We start from the raw sequence: 23,392 nt of genomic DNA on the forward strand, positions 1-23,392 counted from the left end.
GGCGGCTGTGGGTTGTTGGGGGCTGATAGGTTAAGGGGTGGGGTCGGAGTACCCTCTTTCTGTGGCGCGGGGCGGGGGTGCGCCCCCCCGCTGTCCCGGTCCCGCCGCACGGCCCCCGCCCCCCCCCCCCCCGCCTCCGGGGGGGGGGGCGGCGGGGGGGGGCCGGGGGGGGGCGGGGGCGGGGGGGCGGCGCGGGCCCGCCCCTTCGTCAGACGAACAGGCGCTCCTTCTCGAGCCCCTTGTACAGGTCGGCGACCTGCGCGCCGTAGCCGTTGTAGATCAGCGTCGGCACCCGCTCGTCGGTGCCCAGGACCCGCTCGCTCGCCTGGCTCCAGCGCGGATGCGGCACCGCCGGGTTCACGTTGGCCCAGAAGCCGTATTCCGAGGCTTGAAGCCCTTCCCAGAAGGTCTTGGGCCGCTCCGCCGTGAAGGTGATGCGGTTGATCGACTTCACCGACTTGAAGCCGTACTTCCACGGCACGGCCAGCCGCAGCGGCGCGCCGAACTGGTTGAGCAGCGGCTTGCCGTAGACGCCGGTCACCATGAAGGCGAGCTCGTTGTTGGCCTCGGCCAGCGTCAGCCCTTCCGTGTAGGGCCAGGGATAGAAGAAGGCCCGCTGGCCCGGCGCCATCGCCTTGTCCATGAAGGTCTGCATCTGGATGTACTTGGCGTCGCCGGTCGGCTTGGCGAGCGCCACCAGGGCGGAGAGCGGGAAGCCCGTCCATGGCACCGCCATCGACCACGCCTCGACGCAGCGGTGGCGGTAGAGCCGCTCCTCCAGCGCCATCTTGCGCGCCAGATCCTCGAAGCCGATCTCGAACGGCTTCTCCACCAACCCGTCGATCTTGATCGTCCAGGGCTGGACCTTCAGGGCATTGGAGCCCGGCGTGACGGTCTTGTTGGTGCCGTACTCGTAGAAATTGTTGTAGTCGGCGCTGTAGCGCTCGGGCGTCACCGCGCGGTCGAGGGCATAGGCCGGGTTCTGCCGGGCCGGGTAGAGGTCGGCGGTCTTCACCGCGCCGGTCCCTTCCCCCGGCAGGGCGGCCAGGGCCGGCCCGCCGGCGAGCGAGGCTGCGGCCATCCCGAGGCTGCCGCCCAGAAGCGCCCGGCGGTTGAGGAAGATCGCTTCGGGCGTCGCGAGGCGCTCGGGCATCTCCCAGCCGCGCTTGACCTTGATGTGCATGGCTCGTTCCCCGGACGGCATCTGTCGGTTGGGCTGCTGCAGCGGAGATCGGTGCGAACGAGCGGCGGTGCAAGTCACGGTTCAGCGAGGACCGCCTTCATGCGAGCGCAGCGCGAGCGGAGACAGGAACGCGGCCTCGTGCGATACGACGGGGATGCCTGCGAAGAAGCCGAAACACACCGCCTTCACCGTCGCCGTGTCGGCGGTCGACGACGGCGCCAGTCCTCCGGGCCTCCGGGTCTACGTCGCCATGGCGACCGACCCTCTGGCCGCCGTGGCGGCCGTGCAGGCCGTGGCGCCGGAGGCGACGGTCGAGCTGAGCGGCACGCTGTCGGACCGCCTCGCCGCGCGGATGAAGCTGCGCCCGGGAGAGGTCCGGCCGATCTGACGCCAGCCCGGCGGACGTCCCGTCCCTCCGAGACGGTCCATCCGACAGCGTCCGCGGCCGCGTCCCGAGCAATCGCGGACGGGAGAGCGGCCCTGGATCCCCTCGGGCCTGTCCCCGGCGGGCGCCCGGGGTGCGGGCGCGCAGGTTGGCGTGTAGTCTCGTGCGACCCGCCGGACCGGGCCACGAGGATCGCCCCAGCATGATGCGCGGATCGGGAGGACGAACGCTCGCCGGCCTCGCCCTCGCGGCCTTGCTCGTCGGCGCGGCCTCAGGCCAGGGGATCCCGCCCGCCGAGCGCCGCTCCGGCTTCGACCAGATGGCGCCCGAGACCCGGGCGATGCAGGCCGACGAGACCGCCAATCCGGGCATGCTCTGGGTCGAGGACGGGGCCGAGCTGTTCACCCGGCTCCCCTCCCCCGGTGCCCCGGCCTGCGCGGGCTGCCACACGGAAGCGACGATGCGCGGCGTCGCCGCCCGCTACCCGGCCTGGGACGAGGCGACGGCGCGGCCGGTCGACCTCGAGGGCCGGATCAATCTCTGCCGCACCCGTCACCAGGCCGCGACGCCGCTGCCGCGGGAGGGGCGCGACCTCCTGGGGCTCACCGCCTATCTGGGCCACCTCTCCCGCGGGCTGCCCTTGGCGCCGCCGGAGGATTCCCGCCTCGCGCCGGCCCGGGCCGAGGGCAAGACTCTCTTCGAGACGCCGATCGGCCAGCTCGGCTTCTCCTGCGCCGGCTGCCACGACGCCCATTGGGGCCGCCGCCTCGGCGCGGCGACGATCCCGCAGGGGCACCCGAACGGCTACCCGCTCTACCGGCTCGAATGGCAGGGTCTCGGCTCGCTGGAGCGGCGCCTGCGCAACTGCCTCGCCGGCATGCGCGCCGAGCCGTTCGGCCCCGGCTCGGCGGAGGCGGTGGCGCTCACCCTCTATCTGATGCAGCGCGCCGCGCCCCTGGCGGTGGAGAGCCCTGCCGTGCGTCCGTGACGGTGGCGGTGTGAGTCCCTCCCGCGTATCCTGCCGGCCTCGGGAGGCCCCGCATGGCGCAAGACCACGATCATCCCCAAGACCACGATCATCCCCAAGACCACGATCATCCGCACGATCACCATCATCACGATCACCCGCATGGCAGCGACTTGTCGCCGATGGATCTGCGGGTGCGCGCCCTCGAATCGATCCTGGTCGAGAAGGGCTACGTCGACCCGGCGGCCCTCGACGTGCTGATCGAGACCTACGAGACCAAGGTCGGGCCGCATAACGGCGCCCGCGTGGTGGCGCGGGCCTGGGTCGATCCCGCCTTCAAGGCCCGCCTGCTCCAGGATGGCAGCGCGGCGATGCGCGAGCTCGATGTCGGCGGGCGCGGCGGCGAGCATATGGTGGTGGTCGAGAACACGCCCGACGAGCACAACCTCGTCGTCTGCACCCTGTGCTCCTGCTACCCCTGGCCGGTGCTCGGCCTGCCGCCGGTCTGGTACAAGTCGCCGCCCTACCGCTCGCGCGCCGTCATCGACCCGCGCGGGGTGCTGGCCGAGTTCGGCACGGCGCTGCCGGCGCAGACGCGGATCCGGGTCTGGGATTCGACCGCGGAGCTGCGCTACATGGTGCTGCCGATGCGGCCCCCCGGCACCGACCATCTCGACGAGGCGGCGCTCGCCGGCCTCGTCACCCGCGATTCGATGATCGGCACCGGGCTCCCCTCGAGCCCCGACCAGGGGGACCGCGCATGAACGGCGGACAGGATCTCGGCGGCATGCAAGGCTTCGGCCCGCTCGGCCTCGAGGCGGACGAGCCCTGGTTCCACGCTCCCTGGGAGCGGCGGGTCTTCGCCATGGCGATGGCGATGGGGCTCACCGGCACCTGGAACCTCGATGCCAGCCGCGCCGCCCGCGAATCGCTGCCGCCCGGCGAGTATCTCACCTCCAGCTACTACCGGATCTGGTTCCGTGCCCTGGAAAGCCAAGTGCAGCAGCACGGCCTGGTCGAGGCCGGCGAACTCGCGGCCGGCGCGGCCCTGGCGCCCCCGGCGCCGGTCGCCCGGGTGCTCAAGGCCGAGGAGGTGGCGCCGCTCTTCGCCCGCGGCTTCCCGAGCGACCGCCCGGTGGCGATTCCCGCCCGCTTCGCGGTCGGCGACGAGGTGCGGGCCAAGGTCGTCAACCCGACCGGCCATACCCGCCTGCCGCGCTACGTCCGCGGCCGCACCGGCACGGTCGAGCGGATCCACGGCGGCTTCGTCTTCCCGGATTCCAACGCCGCCTTCGCCGGCGAGGCGCCGCAATGGCTCTATACCGTGCGCTTCCCGGGGGTCGAGCTGTGGGGCGAGGATGCCGAGCCGGGGCTGACCGTCTCGGTCAACGCGTTCGAGAGCTACCTCGAACCCGCCCGGGCCGATGCAGCATGAGCCGCCCGCCCGAACCCCCGGTCTTCGCCGCTCCCTGGGAGGCGCAGACCTTCGCCCTCGTGGTGTCGCTGCACGATGCCGGCCTGTTCACATGGGGCGAGTGGGCGCAGGCCCTCGGCCGGCACGGCGACCGCATGGCGGATTACGCCCTGTGGCTGGAGACGATCGAGGCGCTGATCGCCGAGCGCGGCCTGACCAGCCCCACGGCCCTCGAGGCGCGCCGGGCGGCCTTCGCCCGCGCGGCGGCGGCGACGCCGCACGGGCAGCCGATCCTGCTGGAGAACGATCCGGAAGCGTGATGGAGGTCGGCGGCAATCCCAGATGATAGCCTGGGCTTTATTTCATCACCGATTCTGCGACCGTGCCCGTCTGTAACTTTCAAGAAACACTCGACCGGAATGCAACGGCTAACTTCCTGACGTACAAGGGGATAGGGCGAGCACCGCTTCACAGCTCCCCCACAGGGTTTCGCGCGAACCGCGGGACAGCTCCCCCGCATGGGAGCAGGAACATCGGCAAGCGTCGTCAGCGTCGAGCCCGGGACAGCCGCAGATTTGCGCTCCGATCGGGCATCAGGCGACATCGGGCGATGGCTGCCGAGCCTGGACTCGGCTCTCATCATCCGCCGAGAGCACCGGTCGTCAGCCGTAGACGCGCGAGAGCAAACGTCCGACGTGGTGGTCGAGGCTGCGGTCGCGCTGCGCCGGGCGGCTGGTATCGACGGCGTATCGGTCGCAGAACCATGCGTAGAAGGCGCGATAGCGGTTAACGCCGCTCTCTGCATCCCAGTCCCGGCACTGCGCCCAGGCCTCGTCAAGGTCGTCGACACGGCCTCGGATCGTCGCGGCGTCGTACAGTGTCCGCCCGAGGGTGACGATGGGCTTGCCGTGCAGCATCGCTTCGAAGCCCACACTGCTGTTGATCGTAAGCATCGCCTTCGAGCGGGCGATCAGGTCGTGGATGCTGTCTTCGGACCAGAAGACGTTCCGATCATCCGCCAGGGAGCGGAACGGCAGGGTCGCTTTGAGATTGGCGGGATGCGGCTTCAGCACGAGGCGCAGGTTCCTGCGCCGAGCAAATGCTGCCGCAGCCTCCAACGTCTCCGCCACCCCGACGTCAGAGAAGAACGCGATGACCTGATCGTGAGGGATTTGGATCGGGACGAACAGGTCGTAATCGGGCGACCTGGATCCTGACAAATCCCTCCCTGTGGGTTGAGGGAACTTGGTTCCGAGGGTCCCCCGGTCGAGTTGTGAGCGATAATGGTCGAACGCCGCCGTTTCGTCCGGACCGGGGATCTCGGCCGGATCGACCGGTGGAAGCGGATAGGCTGACGATCCTGCGCCCCAGCCGGCCGGATCGAGCGTGAACAGCCACGGCATGTATTCCTGCATGTAGAACAGCACCGGCAGATCCAGCCCCCGCATTTGGAAGTCGCATTTATGGGCGATAATCGCGAAGTCTCCGCTCGACGTGTTGATCCGTTCGGTCGTGACCTCCCAGGCGGGAAGTTCCTGGACTTCCATGCGAACCCCCTTCAACTCCAGATGCCTGGCCAGCTGGCTGGCGAATTTTTTCCAGGTCAGGCGGATGGTCATGGCGTCGTCGCTGACGGCGGCCGGAATGGAGCCTTTGTAGGGCTTCCAGGGCAGGTCGATCCGCGGCAGGTAGATGGTGCCCGACCGCGGCAGTCGTTCCTGCAACCCAGGATTGGCCGCGTAGAAGGCGTTGACCTTGCTGTGAGTGAGGCGGCGAGCCCGATTGATGACGTGCTTGGCCTGCGCCCGTACGAATTCGGAGTCGCCGAAGATCTTGAGCAGCGAGGCGAACGGCTCGCTGAACGCCTTCCGCTCGCCCTTGGCCGACCACAGCGCGGAGCCAGCACTGAATGTCTCGAAGTCCCGGAAGCGGCGGTGCAGGTCCGAGACGCGGGCCTCCCCGGCCAACTCGGTTATGGCCTGAAACAGCGCCGCCTGATCGACGTACCAGAGTGCATCGCCCGAGGCGAAGCGGGCCGTCAGGATCGCGGAGACACGCGCGGCAAAGAGCTTCGCACCTCTCGTCGGGAACAGTACGACCACCCCTGCGGCGACCTTCTGGTGATCCGGGGCGTGACTCTTCTCCCGTCGCCAGAGAGCGACATCGGCATCGGCCTCAATGGCGGGGTAGGCCTCCAGGGACCCTACCACGAGCGAGTCCGCGTCGATGCACATCACCGGCCCTGCGGCCTGATCCAGCAAGGATTGTGCGAACAGGAAGCGGGCCGAGGCGTAATAGGCTAGCCGTTGTTCCCGGTTCATGGGAAATCGCGTCACGCTCGTGTCAGAGGCTATGAACACGGTCGTGTGCCTGACCTGCCTTGCAACGGCCTCTAGCTCGGTCAGATCGTCGTGGTCGTGATCGATCAGCAGGATGACGAATGTCTGCCCCGGCGAGAAATGATCGATGCTTCGTAGAAGGGCTTTCGCATAGGGCAGATAATGCTTGTCGCACGCCGTCAGGACGGTCATGCGGGACCCGAACGGCTCTTTCGGCTTACTCACCCACTTCCAACTGAAATCCATGGTAACAAGCCTTCCTGATACAGCGGATCCGGGTCCGAGCACTTCGTCCGGCTCACCGGCTCTTGAACGATCTTTTGGCAATCGGTTCAACGTGTGGTTTAGATGCGGGGTTGTAGGCGATCGACATATGTTTTGTCGACAGGTGGCTAAAAAGCGTCTATGATCGTTAATCTGCCTCCTCCCGTCAGACAACCTCTCGTATAGTTGTGATTGAAAATTGTTATTCCCCCGGGGGATAAACGGCCAATTGGTAGAGTGTGCGAGATATATGCAATGACATGCAATAAAATTAAGATTGTTAATATTGGTGATCATCAGATCCAGCTAGATATAAGCACTAAGCACGGTCGGATTTATTATACAAATTTTAACGATGGCATTGACGACGTCGATGTTGCAATAGCTAAGCAATTTATGCGTGAGGGGGATACTGCCCTCGATCTGGGTGCTAATATTGGATATAACGCTATTCACTATTTGAGCTTGGGAGCCGTTCACGTCGACGCTGTCGAGCTACATCCTGATCTTAATGCCCGTCTTCGTTTGTTCGAGAGCAATCGATTTACCGTCCACCCTGTCGCGATCGGAGCTGCGCCGGGGCGAGCACGGCTGGCGCTTTCCCAAACCCATAATCAAGGACATACGCTCAAGTCAGAGGTCATACACATCCACAGACCGGTATTTGGTGAAGTCATTCAAGAAATAGAAGTCAACGTTACGACAATTGATACGTTGTTTCCAGCCAAAAAATTTGACTACATTAAAGTCGATATAGAAGGGAGCGAGTTAGATTTTATCAAAGGAGCCCGCCGTCTACTTGCAGAGCGCTTGCCTAGAATACTACAGATCGAAATAATGCCGGAATTTTATGAGGAATCTTATAAAGAATTGCGGCAGTATTTTAAAAAAATATTGCGAATTGACTATGATCGGGAAAGCGGACGTATCAATGCTGTTGATCCATCGACCCGTCCACAAGAAAAATTCAGAAATATCCCGCCAAATTATATACTTTTTAATTGAATAATTAGCCACGAAGGCAGCAAAATGCGGGCGAGGGACAGCAGTGTGGCGCCCACCGTAACGCGGTGGAGCGCCTGGCGCGTCACGCCGAGGTGCTTGGCCGCCGTCGAGACCAGGAGGCCGAGCCCGGGAAGCACGTCCTCACGCAGGACCTCGCCGGGGTGAACCGGCGGGCGATCGAAGCCCATCGCAGCGCGAACCTCGCCGTGTCGCAGGCCGTCGCCGACTACGTGCAAGCCGAAGAGGACAGCGCTTTCGACGAGCCCCTGACATTCGCCCGAGCCGACCTATCACGCCAGGTCGTCCCGAGACCCGGACCCACGACTACATCCGTCACGGCACCACGACGCTGTTTGCCGCCCTCGACGTGCTGGAAGGCACCGTGATCGGCCGCTGCATGCAGCGTCACCGCCACGACGAGTTCCTGCGCTTCACCCGAAGGTGTGCGCCTGGCTGGCCCGGCATCCGCGCTGGATCTTCCACTTCACCCCGACTTCGGCCTCATGGATGAACGCGGTCGAGGGCTTCCTCTCCGCCCTGACCCGGCGCAGGCTGAAGCGGGGCAGCTTCAGCGGGATCGTCGACCTGCAAGCGGCGATCAAGCGCGACATTGCCGAGCACAACGACAGGCCGAAGCCCTTCGTCTGGACCAAGCCGGCCGCCGCCATCCTCGATGCGGTCAATGGCAACGCTGCACCATCCGTTTGAGTCAATGTACTACGAGTGCGCTAAAGTGCTTTCTGACCCCCAGCAAACCGTTACGCGCGCAGGGCAATTTCTAGGGCTGCGCTAGCACTGCGCTAGGAAATATTGCCGTTTTGGCGCAAGGGCAAGGCGATGAAAAACCCCGCTAAGTGCTTAGCGGGGTTGAAAAAACTTGGTAGCGGAGGAGGGATTTGAACCCCCGACACAAGGATTATGATTCCTCTGCTCTGACCAACTGAGCTACTCCGCCCCGCTGCGGCCGGTCCGTGTGCGCCGCTGCGATGGCGGCGGTATAGGGGGAGGCCGCCGTGGCTGTCAAGGAACCGTCGCAGGCCTTTTTGCGCCGCGCCGTCCGGGGCGCGGCGCGGGCGGGCTCAGAGGGCGTCGCCCAGGATCTCGGCGACCTGAGGGATGTCCTTGTCGCCGCGGCCGGAGAGGTTGACCACCATCAGGTGATCGCGGGGCAGGCGGGGGGCGAGCTCCATGACCTTGGCGAGCGCGTGGGCGGGCTCGAGGGCCGGGATGATGCCTTCCATCAGCGAGCAGAGCCGGAAGGCCTCCAGGGTCTCCGTATCGGTCGCCGAGAGGTAGGTGACGCGGCCCATCTCGTGCAGCCAGGCATGCTCGGGGCCGATGCCCGGATAGTCGAGGCCGGCGGAGATCGAGTGCGCGTCGGCGATTTGGCCGTCGCCGTCGATCAGCAGGTAGGTGCGATTGCCGTGGAGCACGCCCGGCTTGCCGCCGGTGAGGGAGGCGGCGTGAAGGCCGCTCGACACGCCGTGGCCCGCCGCCTCGACGCCGTAGATCGCCACCTCGCGGTCGTCGAGGAAGGGGTGGAACAGGCCCATCGCGTTCGAGCCGCCGCCGATGCAGGCGACGAGCGAATCGGGCAGCCGGCCCTCCTGCTCGAGCATCTGCGCCTTGGTCTCGATGCCGATGATCGACTGGAAGTCGCGCACCATGGCCGGGTAGGGGTGAGGCCCCGCCACCGTGCCGATGCAGTAGAAGGTGTCGGAGACGTTGGTGACCCAGTCGCGCAGGGCCTCGTTCATCGCGTCCTTGAGGGTGCGGGTGCCGGATTCGACCGGCACCACCTCGGCGCCCAGCATCTTCATCCGAAAGACGTTCGGCTTCTGCCGCTCGACATCGACCGCGCCCATGTAGACGACGCATTTGAGGCCGAAGCGGGCGCAGAGCGTCGCGGTGGCGACGCCGTGCTGGCCCGCGCCCGTCTCGGCGATGATCCGCGGCTTGCCCATGCGCCGGGCGAGCAGGATCTGGCCCAGCACGTTGTTCACCTTGTGCGAGCCGGTGTGGTTCAGCTCTTCGCGCTTGAAATAGATCTTCGCGCCGCCGAGGTGCTCGGACAGGCGCTCGGCGTAGTAGAGCGGGCTCGGCCGGCCGACATAGTGGGTGAGGTAGCTGGTCATCTCGGCCTGGAAGGCCGGGTCGGCCTTTGCCGCCGCATAGGCCTCCTCCAGGGCGAGGATGTTCGGCATCAGGGTCTCGGCCACGAAGCGGCCGCCGAAGATGCCGAAGCGGCCGCGCTCGTCGGGGCCGGTGCGGAACGAGTTCGGGGTCTGGAGAGCGGTCACGGCAGGAACTCTTGCGTGTGAGAGGGTTAGGCTGGATGTCGCCCTCGGCTGCGGGCCTTACGCCCTTCGCGCCTCTGGGGCAATTTGCGGTTCGGACGCAGCCTTGGCCGCCTTGATGGAGCCCGCGGTCGCCCGGGCGACCGCCACGAAGGCGGCGATGCGGTCCGGGTCCTTGCGGCCGGGGCTGGATTCGACGCCCGACGAGACGTCGACCGCCTGCGCGGCGGTCACCGCCAGGGCCTCGGCGACGGTCTCGGGGGTCAGGCCGCCCGAGAGCATGAACGGGTCGTCGCGGCCACGGCCTTCGAGCAGCGACCAGTCGAAGGCGTGGCCGTTGCCGCCGGGCAGGACCGCGCCGGGGGCGGGCTTGGCGTCGAAGAGCAGCCGGTCGGCGACGCCGGCGTAGCGGGCCGCGCGGACGAGGTCGTCGACCGTCGCGATCCCGAGCGCCTTCATCACCGGGCGGCCGGTGCGCAGCCGCAGGGCCGCCACGCGCTCCGGGCTCTCGGCGCCGTGGAGCTGCAGCCAGTCGGGGTCGAGGGCCGCGATCACCGCCTCGACGAGGGCGTCGTCGGGATCGACCAGCAGGGCGACGCGCTCGGCCCGGCCTCTGGCCTGCCGCGACAGGGCGGCGCCATGGGCGAGATCGACGTGGCGGGGGCTCTTCGGGAAGTGGACGAGGCCGATCAGGTCGACGCCGACGGCGAGCGACGCCTCCAAGGTCTCAGCCGTGCTGAGGCCGCAGATCTTGACGAGAGTGGGAGCGGGCGACATCCGCCCCCTATACGCCGATCCGCCCGCGCCCGCACGTGCCGCGGCGGCGCGCCTCACCCGCGATGCTGCGTCAGGTTTTCCCAGACGGCCGCGGCGGCGGCGAGATCCTCGATCGCGGCGCCGACCGACTTGAACACCGTGATCGCCTCGCGGCTCTGCCGCCCGGGCGCCTCGCCCCGGCACAGGGCCGCGAGGTCGCCCACGACCGCCTCGGGCGCGAGCGCGCCGGACTGGATCGCCACCGCCACGTCGCCGCCCTTCTTCAGGGCGTCGGGGGTATCGATGTAGACGGGCCCGCGGCGCAGGGCCTCGTCGTCCGCTTCGCGCATCGTCGGCGTGAAGGCGCCGACGAGGTCGAGATGGGTGCCAGGCCGCAGCCAGGCGCCCTGCACCAGGGGCTCGGTCGCGAGGGTGGCGCAGGAGACGAGATCCGCCTCCCCGACCGCCGCCGCGAGATCGGTGACCGGGTAGGCAGGGATGCCCTCGGCCGCGAGGGTCGCGGCCAGGCGCTCGGCGCCTTCCGGCCGGCGATTCCAGATCGCGACGTCGCGGATCGGCCGGACGGCGGCATGGGCGCGCACGAGCGCGGGAGCGAGGGCGCCGGATCCCACCATCACCATCCGGGTGGCGTCCTCCCGGGCGAGGTGGCGGGCGGCGAGCGCCGAGGCGCCGGCCGTGCGCCACAGGGTCAGGCGGGCGCCGTCGAGGAGCGCCAGCGGCCGGCCGTCGCGCCCGTCGCAGAGCAGCACCCCGCCCTGGATCGTATCGAGGCCCTTGGCCGGATTGCCCGGGAACAGGGTTAGGATCTTGACCCCGACATAGTCGGCCGTCCAGGCCGGCATCAGCAGCAGAGAAGCCCCGTCGGGGGCGGTCTCGATCGCGTGGTGGTGGCGCGTCGGCGCCGTCGCTCCGGCCCGGAAGGCCGTCGCCAAGGCGTCGGCCATGCGGGACGGTGTCAGGGCCGCGTCGATCTCGGCCTCGCTGATCAGGCGCATCTCAGGCTCGGCTGACCGGGGCCGGCAGGGCGGTGCGGCCGACATGGGTGCCGCTCGGAGCGGATTGGCGCAGGCGCTCGGCTTCATTGCGCAGGCGGGCGAGCTCGCGGCCCTTGGCGCGACGGTCGCGGCGGGTGTCGCCCTGTCCGAGCCAGGAGCCGATGCCGCCGACCACGATGCCGACGGCGACCGCGGCGAAGATCAGTGCGTAGAGCGGCATCGGCATGCTGAAGGCCGGCGTCCCGTTCGAGAACGGATCGAAGGACAGCATCACCGGCTGGCGGTTGGCCACCGCCAGCAGCACGACCACGATCGCGATGGGCAGCAGGATCAGGCCCTTGAGGAAGCGGATCATCGGGAAACCCGGTCTTTCGTCGGTGATGCGGGAAGGGAGCGGGACCGCCGGACGGAGCCCCGGGAACGAAGTGTAACGCGCGGCGGACCGGAAGCCAGAGGGCGGCCTCGCCGAGACGTCTTGGCAAGAGACGTCTTGGCAGAGCCGCCTCGGCGTCAGCTCGCGGCGGCCTCGGCCCGGCTCGGCTCGTCGGCGCCGATCCCGGCGGCGTTCAGGCGCAGGCGCATCTCCTTGCCGGTCTTGAAGACCGGGATCGCCTTCTCGGCCACCGCCACGGCCGCGCCGGTGCGCGGGTTGCGGCCGCGCCGCGCCTCCCGGCGCTTGACCGAGAAGGCGCCGAAGCCGCGCAGCTCGACCCGGTCGCCCCGCGCGAGGGCGTCGGCGATCGTGTCCAGGATGGCGTTGACGATGTTCTCGACGTCGCGCTGATACAGGTGCGGGTTCTGCTCGGCGATCTTGAGCACCAGCTCGGACTTGATCATGGGAGGTATGGTCTCGACTGAGGCGGGGCCGGCCGGGGACGATGCGCGGGAAGGGTCTTTACGGGCGCCAGACCGCGAGCAGGCCGCCCTGGGTCAGGCTGGCCGTTTCCGCGCCGGCCTGCCGCAGCCGGGCGGCGAGGTCGTCGTAGCCCAGGAGGCCGGCGCCGAAGGCCGCGGCCGAGAACAGGCCGAAGCGGTTGTCGGACCGCGGCTTCCAGTCCCGCACCGGCAGGTCCTTGGCGACGCCCTTCTCGCGCTCGAGCCAGGCGATCGCCTGGCGCTCGCTGCCGGTCTCGTCGATCAGGCCGAGCGGCACGCTCTGGCGGCCGCTGAACACCCGGCCGTCCGCCACGACCTTGATCTGGTCGGGATTCAGCTTGCGGCGCTCGGCCACCAGGTCCTTGAACCAGCCGTAGGTGTCGCCGACGATCGCCTGCAGGGCGGCGCGGGCCTCGGGCGGGGTCGGGTGGAAACCGCTCGGCTCGGCCTTGAGCGGCGACGACTTCACCTCGTCGACCTTCACCCCGACCTTGTCGAGGAGGCCCGACACCTCCGGATACTGGAACAGCACGCCGATCGAGCCGACCAGCGAGGTCTCGCGGGCGACGATGTGGTCGGCGGCGATCGCCGTGATGTAGGCGCCCGAGGCCGCGGTGCCGTCGACGAAGGCGACGATCGGCTTCTTCTCGGCGAGCGCGCGCAGGTTGCGGAAGAGCTCCTCCGAGCCGGTGGTGGTGCCGCCCGGCGAGTTGATCGAGACGACGACGCCCGAGACCGCGCTCGACTCGCCGACGCGCTTCATCAGCTCGCGGGTCTTCTCGCTGCCGGCGATGAAGCCGTCGATGCTGATGCGGGCGATCTGCGGCGTGACGGCCGAGAGCCCCCTGCCCCCGGCCGCCCGCCAGCCGACGGCGCCGGCGGCGACGATCAGCGCGCCGATTCCGATCGCCCGCCAGACCGACAGCTTCCGGCGCAAGGAGCGCCGGTCGAGGAGAAGTTCGGCATCGATGGCCATGCGGCGCCCGTATCCTGGTCTGAACTCCGGAGGCGCCCCACCCGCAGGTCTTTGCCTGCAAGTCCTTGGCGCATCTCGCTCCCGGGCTGTTCTACCCCCGGCCGTCGCGCAGCGGCAAGACCGGTTTTACGGGCATCCCCCTCCCCGATCGGCGGAATTCGGATGCGAGAACGCCCGCGCGGAGGGATCCCCGCGCGGGCGTTCGGTCTCATCGGGGTGTCCGGGCCTCGCGGCCCGGACGGATCCCTTACTTCTTGTCGCCTTGGCGGGCCTTGAGGGCCGCGCCGAGGATGTCGCCGAGCGAGGCGCCCGAATCGGCGGAGCCGTACTGGGCGATCGCCTCCTTCTCCTCGGCCATCTCGAGGGCCTTGATGGAGAGCTGGACGCGGCGGGCCTTGCGGTCGAACTGCGTCACGCGGGCATCGACCTTCTCGCCGGCGGCGAAGCGCTCGGGGCGCTGGTCGTTGCGCTCGCGGGCGAGGTCCGCCCGGCGGATGAAGGTCTGGAGGTCGGAATCGACGATCTTGACCTCGATGCCCGAGTCCTTGACCTCGAGCACCTCGCAGGTGACCACCTGGCCCTTGCGGATGCCCTCACCCGCATCGGCGAAGGGATCGCCGGCGAGCTGCTTGATGCCGAGCGAGATGCGCTCCTTCTCGACGTCGACGTCGAGAACCTGGGCGCGCACCACGTCGCCCTTCTTGAACTCGTCGATGACCTGCTCGCCCGGACGGTTCCAGTCGAGGTCCGAGAGGTGGACCATGCCGTCGACGTCGCCCTCGAGGCCGATGAACAGACCGAACTCGGTCTTGTTCTTGACCTCGCCCTCTACCTCGGTGCCCGGCGGGTGCTTCTCGGAGAAGGCCTCCCACGGGTTCTGCAGGGTCTGCTTCAGGCCGAGCGAGATGCGGCGCTTGACCGGATCGACCTCCAGGATCTGAACCTCGACCTCCTGGGAGGTGGAGACGATCTTGCCCGGATGGACGTTCTTCTTGGTCCAGCTCATCTCCGAGACGTGGATCAGGCCCTCGATCCCCGGCTCCAGCTCCACGAAGGCGCCGTAATCGGTGATGTTGGTCACGCGGCCCTTGAGCTTGGCGTCGACCGGGTAGCGGGCGGCGATGCCCTCCCACGGATCGGCGAGCAGCTGCTTGATGCCGAGCGAGATGCGGTGCGTCTCGTGGTTGATCTTGATGATCTTGACCTTGACGGTCTGGCCGATGTTGACCACCTCGGACGGGTGGTTGACGCGGCGCCACGCCATGTCGGTGACGTGCAGCAGGCCGTCGATGCCGCCGAGGTCGACGAACGCACCGTACTCGGTGATGTTCTTGACCACGCCGTCGATGACCTGACCCTCTTCGAGGTTGGCCACCAGCTCGGAGCGCTGCTCGGCCCGGCTCTCCTCGAGCACGGTGCGGCGCGACACCACGATGTTGCCGCGGCGGCGGTCCATCTTGAGGATCTGGAACGGCTGCGGCGTGCCCATCAGCGGGGTGACGTCGCGGACCGGGCGGATATCGACCTGCGAGCGCGGCAGGAACGCCACGGCGCCGTCGAGGTCGACGGTGTAGCCGCCCTTGACCTGGTTGAAGATCGTGCCGCTGACGCGCTCGTTGTTCTCGAACGCCTTCTCGAGCTTGACCCAGCTCTCCTCGCGGCGCGCCTTGTCGCGCGAGATGACGGCTTCGCCGAGCGCGTTCTCGATGCGGTCGACGTAGACCTCGACCTCGTCGCCGACGGTGATCGGCTGGTCACGGCCGGGGCCCGTGAACTCCTTGAGGGCGACGCGGCCCTCGGTCTTGGCCCCGATGTCGATGACGGCGACGTCCTTCTCGATCGCCACCACACGGCCCTTGACCACGGAGCCTTCCGTGATCTCGTGCTCCCGGAACGACTCTTCCAGGAGGGCGGCGAAATCCTCGCGGCTCGACGCGGCGCCTTGCAAACCTGCGGACATCTATGCTCCTTTTCGTCTCGCCCTATCCGGGGAGACGGCGCCGGCGGCTCGTATGAACGGGCCGCTTCCGCCCGCCGGAGTCCCGAAAAAGGCCCCGGAAGGCCTTCGGAACCGCCGCTCCCCGAAATGTGAAGGGGCGCGGGCCGGCGCATGATCGACGGGCAGAAACGTGCTTTCCGGATGGCCACGGCTGGAATGCGGTGCGGAGGGTTCGTCACCCTGCACGCAGCATCCCGGCATCGGACCACCGGAGGTTGGGCCGATACACGAAAACCTTTCCCCCGGCAAGGCGTTGCGAGCGGTGGCGGCGCGGCAACCTGACGATGAGCGCCGGCTTGCCCACACGCGCGAGTCCGGGTTACCCATCCGTAGCCTGAAACCATTCTGATCTTCGGGCGAGGCGGGACGGCAGGCGGGGTGCGGCCCCGCCGGGCCGGGTCGCCCAAGCAAGCAAGAAGGCACGCCGTGCGCGGCGTGGGGAGGAGCGAGGTGCGGGCCCGCCAGGGCCGGCGCGCCGCCAGACTTGACGCGAGACTTGAGTGTAAGGGGGAGGCCGGGCGTCGCGACCGGAGCCGTGTCCGCGGGGCGCCCGAGAACCTCCCGAAGCCGGAGGGCGACGATGATCAAGCTCAACGTGAACGGTGAGGAGCGCCGCTTCGACGGCGATCCCGACATGCCGCTGCTGTGGTACCTGCGGGACGAGCTCGGCCTGACGGGGACGAAGTTCGGCTGCGGCGTCGCGGCCTGCGGCGCCTGCACCATCCATGTCGGCGGCACCGCGATGCGGGCCTGCCAGACCCCGGTCTCGGCCGCCGACGGCCAGCCGGTCGTGACGATCGAGGGCCTGTCGCCGGACGGCAACCACCCGGTCCAGGCCGCCTGGCGCGACCTCAACGTGGCGCAGTGCGGCTATTGCCAGACCGGGCAGATCATGCAGGCGGCCGCCCTGCTCAAGGACACCCCGAAGCCGACCGATGCCGACATCGACGCGACGATGAGCGGCAACCTGTGCCGCTGCGGCACCTATCCGCGCATCCGCGCCGCCATCAAGCAGGCGGCGGGGCTGACCCCGAAGGCCGGCCAGGGAGATCGCCTGTGATTCACGACCTCTCCTCCCTCCTCAAAGCCGCCCCGGCCGACGAGCCGGATTCCACCGTCGCCAAGGTTTCTCCCGGACAGCTCAGCCGCCGCGGCCTGCTCGCCGGGGCCGGCGCCCTGGTGCTCGCCCTGTCGCTCAAGCCGCAGGGTGCGCAGGCCGCCGAGCCGGCGAAGTTCGGCGCCGACGGCATGCCGCATGGCTGGCGCGACGACCCGACCCTGTTCGTGGCGATCGCCCCCGACGGCACCGTGACGGTGACCTGCACCCGCGCCGAGATGGGCCAGGGCGTGCGCACCTCGGTGGCCTTCGTCATCGCCGACGAGCTGGACGCCGAATGGGCCAAGGTCAAGGTCGTCCAGGCCCATGGCGACGAGGAGCGCTTCGGCAACCAGGATACCGACGGCTCGCGCTCCTTGCGGCACTTCTTCATGCCGCTGCGCCGCGCCGGTGCCGCCGCCCGCACGATGCTGGTCGAGGCCGCCGCCAAGCAATGGGGTGTGCCCGCCGGTGAGGTCACCGCCGAGAACCACGCCCTCGTCCACGCCAAGACCGGCCGGCGGATGGCTTATGGCGATGTGGCGCAGGCCGCTTCCGGCATGCCCGTGCCCGACCGGTCGAAGGTGATGCTCAAGGATCCGTCGGCCTTCCGCTACATCGGCAAGGGCCGGGTCGGCCTCATCGACAATGTCGGCATCACCACCGGCAAGGCGCAATACGGCCTCGACACCCGCGTTGAGGGGATGCTCTACGCCGTGGTCGCCCGCCCGCCGGTCTTCGGCGGCAAGGTGAAGAGCTTCGACGAGGCGGCGGCCATGAAGGTGCCGGGCGTCGTCAAGGTCGTGACCATCGATCCGCCGGCCCCGCCCTACGAGTTCATGCCGACCGGCGGCGTCGCGGTGATCGCCCGCAACACCTGGGCGGCGATCAAGGGCCGCGAGGCCCTGAAACCCACCTTCGACGACGGCCCGAACGCCGCTTACGACTCCGACGCCTACCGCGCCACCCTGGAACAGGCCGTGCGCAAGCCCGGCAAGGTGGTGCGCCAGGAGGGCGACGTCGACGCGGCGATGAAGAAGGCGGCGAAGCGCCTCGAGGCCGAGTACTACATCCCCCACCTCGTCCAGGCCCCGATGGAGCCGCCGGCCGCCACCGTCAGGATCGCCAAGGACGGGACGATCGAGGCCTGGGGCTGCGTGCAGTCGCCGCAAGCCGCCCGCGACCGCATCGCCAAGCGCCTCGGCGTCGATCCGAAGAGCGTCACGGTCAACGTGACGCTGCTCGGGGGCGGCTTCGGCCGCAAGTCGAAGCCGGACTACTTCGTCGAGGCGGCGCTCTGCTCGAAGGCCGTCGACGGCGCTCCGGTCAAGATGACCTGGACCCGCGAGGACGACCTCCATAACGGCTACTACCACACCGTCTCGGTGGAGCGCCTGGAGGCCGGCCTCGACGAGAAGGGCATGCCGATCGCCTGGCTGCACCGCAGCGCGGCCCCGACCATCGGCTCGACCTTCGTGGCCGGCGCCAACGAGCAGATCCCGATCGAGCTCGGGATGGGCCTCGTCAACGTGCCGTTCAACATCCCCAACATGCGGATGGAGAACCCGCCCGCCGACGCCCATGTGCGCATCGGCTGGTTCCGCTCGGTCTCGAACATCCCGCGGGCCTTCGCGGTGCAGTCGTTCCTGGCCGAGCTCGCCCACCTGGCCGGCCGCGACCCGAAGGACTACCTCCTCGACGTGATCGGCCCGGCCCGGATCCTCGATCCGGTCAAGCTGGGCGATGCCTGGAACTACGGCGAGGATCCCTCGCGCTATCCCTACGATACGGGGCGCCTGCGCAACGTGATCGAGACGGTGGCGCAAGGGGCCGGTTGGGGCCGCAAGGTCGGATCAGGCCGCGGCCTCGGCATCGCGGCGCATTACAGCTTCGTGACCTACACGGCCGCGGTCGCCGAGGTCGAGGTCGGGCCGAAGGGCGAGGTCACCGTCCAGCGGGTCGACATCGCCATCGACAGCGGCCAGCAGGTCAACCCGGAGCGGGTGCGCTCGCAGCTGGAGGGCGCGGTGGTGATGGGCATGGGTCTCGCGCTCACCGCCCAGATCACCTTCAAGAACGGCCGCGCGGTCCAGGACAACTACGACACCTACGAGCTGACCCGCATCAACGAGGCGCCCAAGATCATCAACGTGCACCTCGTGCAGGGCGGATCCTGGGACAAGCCGCTCGGCGGCGTCGGCGAGCCCGGCGTGCCGCCGGTGGCGCCCGCCATCGCCAACGCGATCTTCGCGGCCACCGGCCGGCGCATCCGCCAGCTGCCGATGCGCGACAAGCTGAGCGCGTGAGCGAGATCCCGCGGGGCCTCGCGCCCCGCGGAGCTTCGAGAGACGAGGGGCCGCCTCCCGCCGGGGGGCGGCCCTTTTTTCTGGTCCGTCTCCCCTCTCGCCGGAACCCCTCCCCCCGGGCCGGTGTTCGCGGACCGGAGCCCTTCGCGCCAAGGTTCAGGAACGGGCACGATTCAACGACAGGGAGAGACACGCCATGAAGCTCATCCTCGCCGCCGGCCTCCTCGCCGGCCTCACGGGACAAGCCCTCGCCGGAGCCTGCGGCACCGAGATCTCGGCGCTGGAGCCGCGCCTCAACGAGAAGGGCCGCGAGACCATCGCGGCGTCGAGCGGCGGCAAGGAGGTGGCCTCCCGGCGGGAGGCGCAGGCCGAGGCGGCGACCGAGAAGGGCACCAGCCCGTCCTCCCTGCCCAAGGGCCCGGCCCCCGGCTCCGCCGAGACGCAGGCCACCGCCGACGTCGCCAAGGCCAGCGGCGGCGGGACCGGCGTGATGGAGGCCCGCGCCAGCCTCAACCGCGCCCGCGAGCTCGACAAGAAGGGCGACGAGGCCGGGTGCATGAAGGCGCTCTCGGACGCCAAGGAGCAGATGGACAAGTCCTGATCGACGGCCGCGGGGCTTAATCCCGCTCCCGAGGTGAGGCAGCGCACATGACGGTCCGGCCCCGCGCGGGCCGGGGCTGGTCTGCTGCGCTGCAGCGCCCACATCACCTCCGCATCGCCCGGCCCTTGAAGCCGGGCTCGATCCGGAGTGTTCCGTCCGTGCCTTCCCTGTTCGACCCGATCCAGCTCGGCGCCATCGCGGCGCCGAACCGCATCCTGATGGCGCCGCTGACCCGCGGCCGCGCCTCGCGCACCCACGTGCCGACCCCGATCATGGCCGAGTATTACCGCCAGCGCGCCGGGGCCGGCCTGATCATCAGCGAGGCCACCGGCATCTCGCAGGAAGGTACCGGCTGGCCCTTCGCCCCGGGCCTGTGGACGCCCGAGCAGGTCGAGGCCTGGAAGCCGGTGGTCGCGGCGGTGCACGGGGCCGGCGGGCGCATCGTCGCGCAGCTCTGGCACATGGGCCGGGTGGTCCATCCCGACTTCCTCGGCGGTGAGAAGCCCGTCTCGGCCTCCGCCACCACGGCGCCCGACCAGGCCCACACCTACGAGGGCAAGAAGCCCTATGCCGAGGCGCGGGCCTTGCGCGAGGACGAGATCCCGCGGCTCCTCGCGGACTACGCCAAGGCCGCCCGCAACGCGATCGAGGCCGGCTTCGACGGGGTGCAGATCCATGCCGCGAACGGCTACCTGATCGACCAGTTCCTGCGCTCGGGCACCAACCTGCGCCAGGACCGCTACGGCGGTTCGGTCGAGAACCGCATCCGCCTGCTCGCCGAGGTCGCCCGCACCGTCGCCGACACCGTCGGGGCCGACCGCACCGGCGTGCGCCTGTCGCCGAACGAGCCGATCCAGGGCGTCGACGATCCCCATCCCGAGACCCTGTTCCCGGCCGCCGCCGCCGCCCTGTCGGAGATCGGCATCGCCTTCCTCGAGCTGCGCGAGCCCGGCCCGGACGGCACCTTCGGCAAGGCGGCCCGCCCGGCCGTGGCGCCCGCCATCAAGGCGGCCTTCCGGGGCCCGCTGGTGCTGAATTCCGACTACGACGGGCCGCGGGCGCAAGCCGCCCTCGACGAGGGCCGCGCCGACGCGATCGCGTTCGGCCGCACCTTCATCGCCAATCCCGACCTGCCTGAGCGGATCGCCAAGGGCGCGCCCCTCGCCAAGGACAATTACAAGACCTGGTACAGCCAGGGCCCGGAGGGCTACGTCGACTATCCGGCCCTCGACGCCGCCTGACGGTCGGCCTTCCGGCCGGATCGGTTCCGCGCGTGCAGTGCGGCACGATCCGGCTTGACGCGGCGCCCCGCGTTTGCGACGCCGCTCGGCGCCTGCCCGTCGGGCAGGCGCCGTCCGTCGGACCGGACGGAGCGGCATCATGGCGGCACGCGGAGACGACGCGCATGAGCAATCCGGGCAACACCACGCCGGCGACCTCGCAGGAGCCGAAGCAGCTCCTCCACCTGGTGTTCGGGGGCGAGCTGACCGACCTCGACAGCGTCACCTTCCGCGACCTCTCGAAGCTCGACGTGGTCGGCATCTTCCCCGACTATGCCAGTGCCGCCATGGCCTGGAAGGCGAAGGCGCAGCAGACGGTCGACAGCGCCCAGACGCGCTACTTCATCGTGCATCTGCATCGGCTCCTGCAGCCCTGAATTCCGTCGCGCGCGGGAGCGCAGGGGTGCCGTGCGACCGCGCGCGCATGAAACCATTGTGACGGTATCCCGGCGCTGGTAAGAGCCTCGCCCGTTACACGAGAGCATCGTCGCGCGGGGGGCCCGCATTCGCGCGAAGCTCGATGCGATCCTCCCTCCTCACCCCGGCGCGCGCGGGCTCCGTTCGAGCACCGCGCGACAGCGCCGGGGGTCTTGGCGCGGGCCACGATGGAACCACGATGAAATCCTCGATCAAGATCGTCGCCGGCAATGCGAGCCGCCCCCTGGCCGAGGCGATCGCGGCCTATCTCGAGCAGCCGCTGGCGGTCTGCTCGGTCCGTCGCTTCGCCGACATGGAGATCTTCGTCGAGCTCCAGGAGAACGTGCGCGGCGAGGACGTGTTCATCGTCCAGTCGACTTCCTTCCCGGCCAACGATCACCTGATGGAACTGCTCATCATGATCGATGCCGCGCGGCGCTCCTCGGCGCGGCGGATCACGGCCGTGCTGCCCTATTTCGGCTATGCCCGCCAGGACCGGCGCACCTCGGGCCGCACCCCGATCTCGGCCAAGCTCGTGGCCAACCTCATCACCGAGGCCGGCGCCGACCGGGTGATGACCCTCGACCTGCATGCCGGCCAGATCCAGGGCTTCTTCGACATCCCGACCGACAACCTGTTCGCCGCCCCCGTGATGGTGCGCGACATCAAGGAGCGGCGCGACCCGGCCGACATGATGGTGGTGTCGCCCGACGTCGGCGGCGTGGTGCGGGCCCGCGCGCTCGCCAAGCGCATCGACGCGCCGCTCGCCATCGTCGACAAGCGCCGCGAGCGGCCCGGCGAGTCGGAGGTGATGAACATCATCGGCGAGGTCGAGGGCCGCTCCTGCATCCTCGTCGACGACATCGTCGATTCCGGCGGTACCCTGGTCAACGCCGCCGAGGCCCTGCTCGCCAAGGGCGCCAAGGACGTCTCGGCCTACATCACCCACGGCGTGCTCTCGGGCGGCGCGGTGTCGCGCATCGCCTCCTCGAAGCTCAAGGAGCTGGTGATCACCGACTCGATCCAGCCCACCGAGGCGGTCAAGCTCGCCCGCAACATCCGGGTCGTCACCATCGCGCCGCTCCTCGGCGAGGCCATCGGGCGCACCGCCGACGAGTCGAGCGTCTCGAGCCTGTTCGCCTGAGCGCCTCCCGTCCGCCGCCTGGGCCGGCGGCGGGCCTTTCGAGGACGAGACGTCGCCGTCGCGATACCGCATCCCTTGCGAAAGCGGTTTGCGCCGGACCTGAGACGCGCCTATATATCGGGCGATTCCCTCACAGCGTGAGACAGGCCGTCCTGATCATCCCGGGACGCCGGCGGGGCCCTCGGCTCCGCCACGGGCGCCCTGTCGCCGCCGAGGGGCCCGTATTTGTAGGCCGCTTCCCGGACGGGCGGCCGTCGCGCTCCCGCGGGAGCGCCCCGAGGAGGTGTGGTATGTCCCAGGGACCGTTGATGCCGAAGGCGACGGCCGTCTGGCTCGTCGAGAACACGTCGCTGTCCTTCGATCAGATCGCCGATTTCTGCAAGCTCCACCCCCTCGAGGTGAAGGGCATCGCCGACGGCGAGGTGGCGGCCGGCATCAAGGGCCTCGATCCGGTCTCGACCGGCCAGCTCACCCGCGAGGAGATCGAGCGGGCGCAGAACAACCCGAACCACCGCATGAAGGTGGCGGTCTCGAAGGTGAAGCTGCCCGAGGTCAAGCGCAGCAAGGGTCCGCGCTACACCCCCCTCTCCCGCCGCCAGGACCGGCCCAATGCCATCCTGTGGCTGCTGCGCAACCATCCGGAGCTGAAGGACGCGCAGGTGATGCGCCTCGTCGGCACCACCAAGTCGACGATCCAGCAGATCCGCGAGCGCACCCACTGGAATTCCGGCTCGCTGCAGCCGATGGACCCGGTGACCCTCGGCCTGTGCTCGCAGATCGACCTCGACTTCGAGGTCCAGCGCGCCGCCAAGGACCGGCCGCTGGTGGAATCCGCCGAGGGCGGCGCCACCCTGATGCCGCCCGAGCTCTCGGTCCTGCCCGAGCCGGACGAGCACCGCGACGCGGATCACCGTCCCGGCCGCGGCGACGAGCGCCTGGACGCCGATTCGGTCTTCGCCCGCCTCAAGCCGATGCGCAAGGGCGAGCAGGACGAGGACGACGACGAGTATTGAGGCGGCGATCTCAAGACGATCGCGCCGCCTCCGCAGGTGAACCCTCCCCCGCAGAGGG

Annotated in this window: 23 protein-coding genes, 1 tRNA gene and 1 pseudogene; 14 read left to right on the plus strand and 11 right to left on the minus strand. The window is 69.1% G+C overall.

Features of this window, described 5'->3' with window-relative positions; genetic code table 11:
* Positions 1 to 208 precede the first annotated feature (208 nt).
* Positions 209 to 1,183, minus strand: coding sequence for a protein-methionine-sulfoxide reductase catalytic subunit MsrP (gene msrP / locus VQ03_RS23160; protein ID WP_048453266.1), 975 nt, complete (start codon positions 1,181 to 1,183; stop codon positions 209 to 211).
* A gap of 154 nt (positions 1,184 to 1,337) precedes the next feature.
* Here msrP and VQ03_RS23165 point away from each other — a divergent pair, with 154 nt between their 5' ends.
* From VQ03_RS23165 to VQ03_RS23185, 5 genes are all read left to right on the plus strand, one after another.
* Positions 1,338 to 1,571 carry a hypothetical protein gene (locus tag VQ03_RS23165; RefSeq protein WP_048453267.1) on the plus strand — a complete coding sequence of 78 codons (234 nt, stop codon included), beginning with the start codon at positions 1,338 to 1,340 and terminating at the stop codon, positions 1,569 to 1,571.
* A gap of 202 nt (positions 1,572 to 1,773) precedes the next feature.
* Positions 1,774 to 2,556, plus strand: a complete 783-nt coding sequence (gene soxA, locus VQ03_RS23170; RefSeq protein ID WP_157064219.1) for a sulfur oxidation c-type cytochrome SoxA — start codon at positions 1,774 to 1,776, stop codon at positions 2,554 to 2,556.
* Between the two features lie 53 nt (positions 2,557 to 2,609).
* A complete protein-coding gene (gene nthA, locus VQ03_RS23175) occupies positions 2,610 to 3,299 on the plus strand; it encodes a nitrile hydratase subunit alpha (protein WP_083468177.1) in 690 nt (229 codons plus the stop codon).
* The gene (nthB, locus tag VQ03_RS23180; protein WP_048453270.1) at positions 3,296 to 3,970 is read left to right on the plus strand and encodes a nitrile hydratase subunit beta; all 675 of its coding nucleotides are present in this window, start codon (positions 3,296 to 3,298) and stop codon (positions 3,968 to 3,970) included. Before nthA ends, nthB begins: the two co-directional genes overlap by 4 nt.
* Positions 3,967 to 4,269: a nitrile hydratase accessory protein gene (locus tag VQ03_RS23185; RefSeq protein ID WP_048453271.1), complete on the plus strand. Its 303-nt coding sequence runs from the start codon at positions 3,967 to 3,969 to the stop codon at positions 4,267 to 4,269. The genes nthB and VQ03_RS23185 overlap by 4 nt, the downstream gene beginning before the upstream one ends.
* Before the next feature lie 342 nt (positions 4,270 to 4,611).
* Here the strand turns inward: VQ03_RS23185 and VQ03_RS23190 are convergent, their stop codons facing one another.
* Positions 4,612 to 6,534 carry a capsular polysaccharide export protein, LipB/KpsS family gene (locus tag VQ03_RS23190; RefSeq protein ID WP_048453272.1) on the minus strand — a complete coding sequence of 641 codons (1,923 nt, stop codon included), beginning with the start codon at positions 6,532 to 6,534 and terminating at the stop codon, positions 4,612 to 4,614.
* Positions 6,535 to 6,807: 273 nt separating this feature from the next.
* Between VQ03_RS23190 and VQ03_RS32180 the strand changes: the two genes are divergently transcribed.
* Entirely contained in the window at positions 6,808 to 7,557 is a 750-nt protein-coding gene (locus tag VQ03_RS32180) for an FkbM family methyltransferase (protein WP_083468179.1), read from the plus strand.
* Here VQ03_RS32180 and VQ03_RS34340 read toward each other — a convergent pair.
* Complete coding sequence (locus tag VQ03_RS34340; protein WP_048453273.1) at positions 7,539 to 7,745, minus strand: helix-turn-helix transcriptional regulator; 207 nt, start codon at positions 7,743 to 7,745, stop codon at positions 7,539 to 7,541. The two genes, VQ03_RS32180 and VQ03_RS34340, sit on opposite strands and share 19 nt — an antisense overlap.
* Before the next feature lie 86 nt (positions 7,746 to 7,831).
* On the opposite strand from VQ03_RS34340, the pseudogene VQ03_RS23200 reads away from it, so the two are divergent.
* Positions 7,832 to 8,265: pseudogene (locus tag VQ03_RS23200) on the plus strand (transposase); the annotation flags it as partial.
* Between the two features lie 170 nt (positions 8,266 to 8,435).
* Here VQ03_RS23200 and VQ03_RS23205 read toward each other — a convergent pair.
* The 8 genes from VQ03_RS23205 to rpsA form a co-directional block, all read right to left on the minus strand.
* Positions 8,436 to 8,512, minus strand: a tRNA-Met gene (locus VQ03_RS23205).
* 124 nt (positions 8,513 to 8,636) lie between these two features.
* A complete protein-coding gene (gene trpB / locus VQ03_RS23210; RefSeq protein ID WP_048453274.1) occupies positions 8,637 to 9,857 on the minus strand; it encodes a tryptophan synthase subunit beta in 1,221 nt (406 codons plus the stop codon).
* 57 nt (positions 9,858 to 9,914) lie between these two features.
* A complete protein-coding gene (locus tag VQ03_RS23215) occupies positions 9,915 to 10,631 on the minus strand; it encodes a phosphoribosylanthranilate isomerase (protein ID WP_048453275.1) in 717 nt (238 codons plus the stop codon).
* 53 nt (positions 10,632 to 10,684) lie between these two features.
* Positions 10,685 to 11,626 carry a bifunctional Delta(1)-pyrroline-2-carboxylate/Delta(1)-piperideine-2-carboxylate reductase gene (gene lhpI / locus VQ03_RS23220; protein WP_048453276.1) on the minus strand — a complete coding sequence of 314 codons (942 nt, stop codon included), beginning with the start codon at positions 11,624 to 11,626 and terminating at the stop codon, positions 10,685 to 10,687.
* A 1-nt stretch (position 11,627) separates the two neighbouring features.
* The gene (locus tag VQ03_RS23225) at positions 11,628 to 11,981 is read right to left on the minus strand and encodes a lipopolysaccharide assembly protein LapA domain-containing protein (RefSeq protein WP_048453277.1); all 354 of its coding nucleotides are present in this window, start codon (positions 11,979 to 11,981) and stop codon (positions 11,628 to 11,630) included.
* Between the two features lie 155 nt (positions 11,982 to 12,136).
* A complete protein-coding gene (ihfB, locus tag VQ03_RS23230; protein ID WP_048433052.1) occupies positions 12,137 to 12,463 on the minus strand; it encodes an integration host factor subunit beta in 327 nt (108 codons plus the stop codon).
* A 58-nt stretch (positions 12,464 to 12,521) separates the two neighbouring features.
* Positions 12,522 to 13,478, minus strand: a complete 957-nt coding sequence (gene sppA, locus VQ03_RS23235; protein ID WP_048453278.1) for a signal peptide peptidase SppA — start codon at positions 13,476 to 13,478, stop codon at positions 12,522 to 12,524.
* Positions 13,479 to 13,725: 247 nt separating this feature from the next.
* Entirely contained in the window at positions 13,726 to 15,438 is a 1,713-nt protein-coding gene (gene rpsA, locus VQ03_RS23240; protein WP_048453279.1) for a 30S ribosomal protein S1, read from the minus strand.
* 619 nt (positions 15,439 to 16,057) lie between these two features.
* Here rpsA and VQ03_RS23245 point away from each other — a divergent pair.
* The 7 genes from VQ03_RS23245 (at position 16,058) to VQ03_RS23275 (ending at position 23,334) form a co-directional block, all read left to right on the plus strand.
* Positions 16,058 to 16,537, plus strand: coding sequence for a (2Fe-2S)-binding protein (locus VQ03_RS23245; RefSeq protein WP_048453280.1), 480 nt, complete (start codon positions 16,058 to 16,060; stop codon positions 16,535 to 16,537).
* Positions 16,534 to 18,879, plus strand: a complete 2,346-nt coding sequence (locus VQ03_RS23250) for a xanthine dehydrogenase family protein molybdopterin-binding subunit (RefSeq protein ID WP_048453281.1) — start codon at positions 16,534 to 16,536, stop codon at positions 18,877 to 18,879. Before VQ03_RS23245 ends, VQ03_RS23250 begins: the two co-directional genes overlap by 4 nt.
* Positions 18,880 to 19,075: 196 nt before the next feature.
* Positions 19,076 to 19,480, plus strand: coding sequence for a hypothetical protein (locus tag VQ03_RS23255; RefSeq protein ID WP_048453282.1), 405 nt, complete (start codon positions 19,076 to 19,078; stop codon positions 19,478 to 19,480).
* A 158-nt stretch (positions 19,481 to 19,638) separates the two neighbouring features.
* Positions 19,639 to 20,721: an alkene reductase gene (locus tag VQ03_RS23260; RefSeq protein WP_048453283.1), complete on the plus strand. Its 1,083-nt coding sequence runs from the start codon at positions 19,639 to 19,641 to the stop codon at positions 20,719 to 20,721.
* Positions 20,722 to 20,885: 164 nt separating this feature from the next.
* Complete coding sequence (locus VQ03_RS23265) at positions 20,886 to 21,137, plus strand: DUF4170 domain-containing protein (RefSeq protein ID WP_048453284.1); 252 nt, start codon at positions 20,886 to 20,888, stop codon at positions 21,135 to 21,137.
* Positions 21,138 to 21,376: 239 nt separating this feature from the next.
* The gene (locus VQ03_RS23270; protein ID WP_048453285.1) at positions 21,377 to 22,321 is read left to right on the plus strand and encodes a ribose-phosphate pyrophosphokinase; all 945 of its coding nucleotides are present in this window, start codon (positions 21,377 to 21,379) and stop codon (positions 22,319 to 22,321) included.
* A 290-nt stretch (positions 22,322 to 22,611) separates the two neighbouring features.
* On the plus strand, positions 22,612 to 23,334 hold the full coding sequence (locus tag VQ03_RS23275; RefSeq protein ID WP_048453286.1) for a DUF1013 domain-containing protein: 723 nt from the start codon (positions 22,612 to 22,614) through the stop codon (positions 23,332 to 23,334).
* The last annotated feature ends 58 nt before the right edge of the window (positions 23,335 to 23,392 follow it).

Source organism: Methylobacterium tarhaniae (assembly GCF_001043955.1).
In the GTDB taxonomy this organism is placed as follows: Bacteria; Pseudomonadota; Alphaproteobacteria; order Rhizobiales; family Beijerinckiaceae; genus Methylobacterium; species Methylobacterium tarhaniae.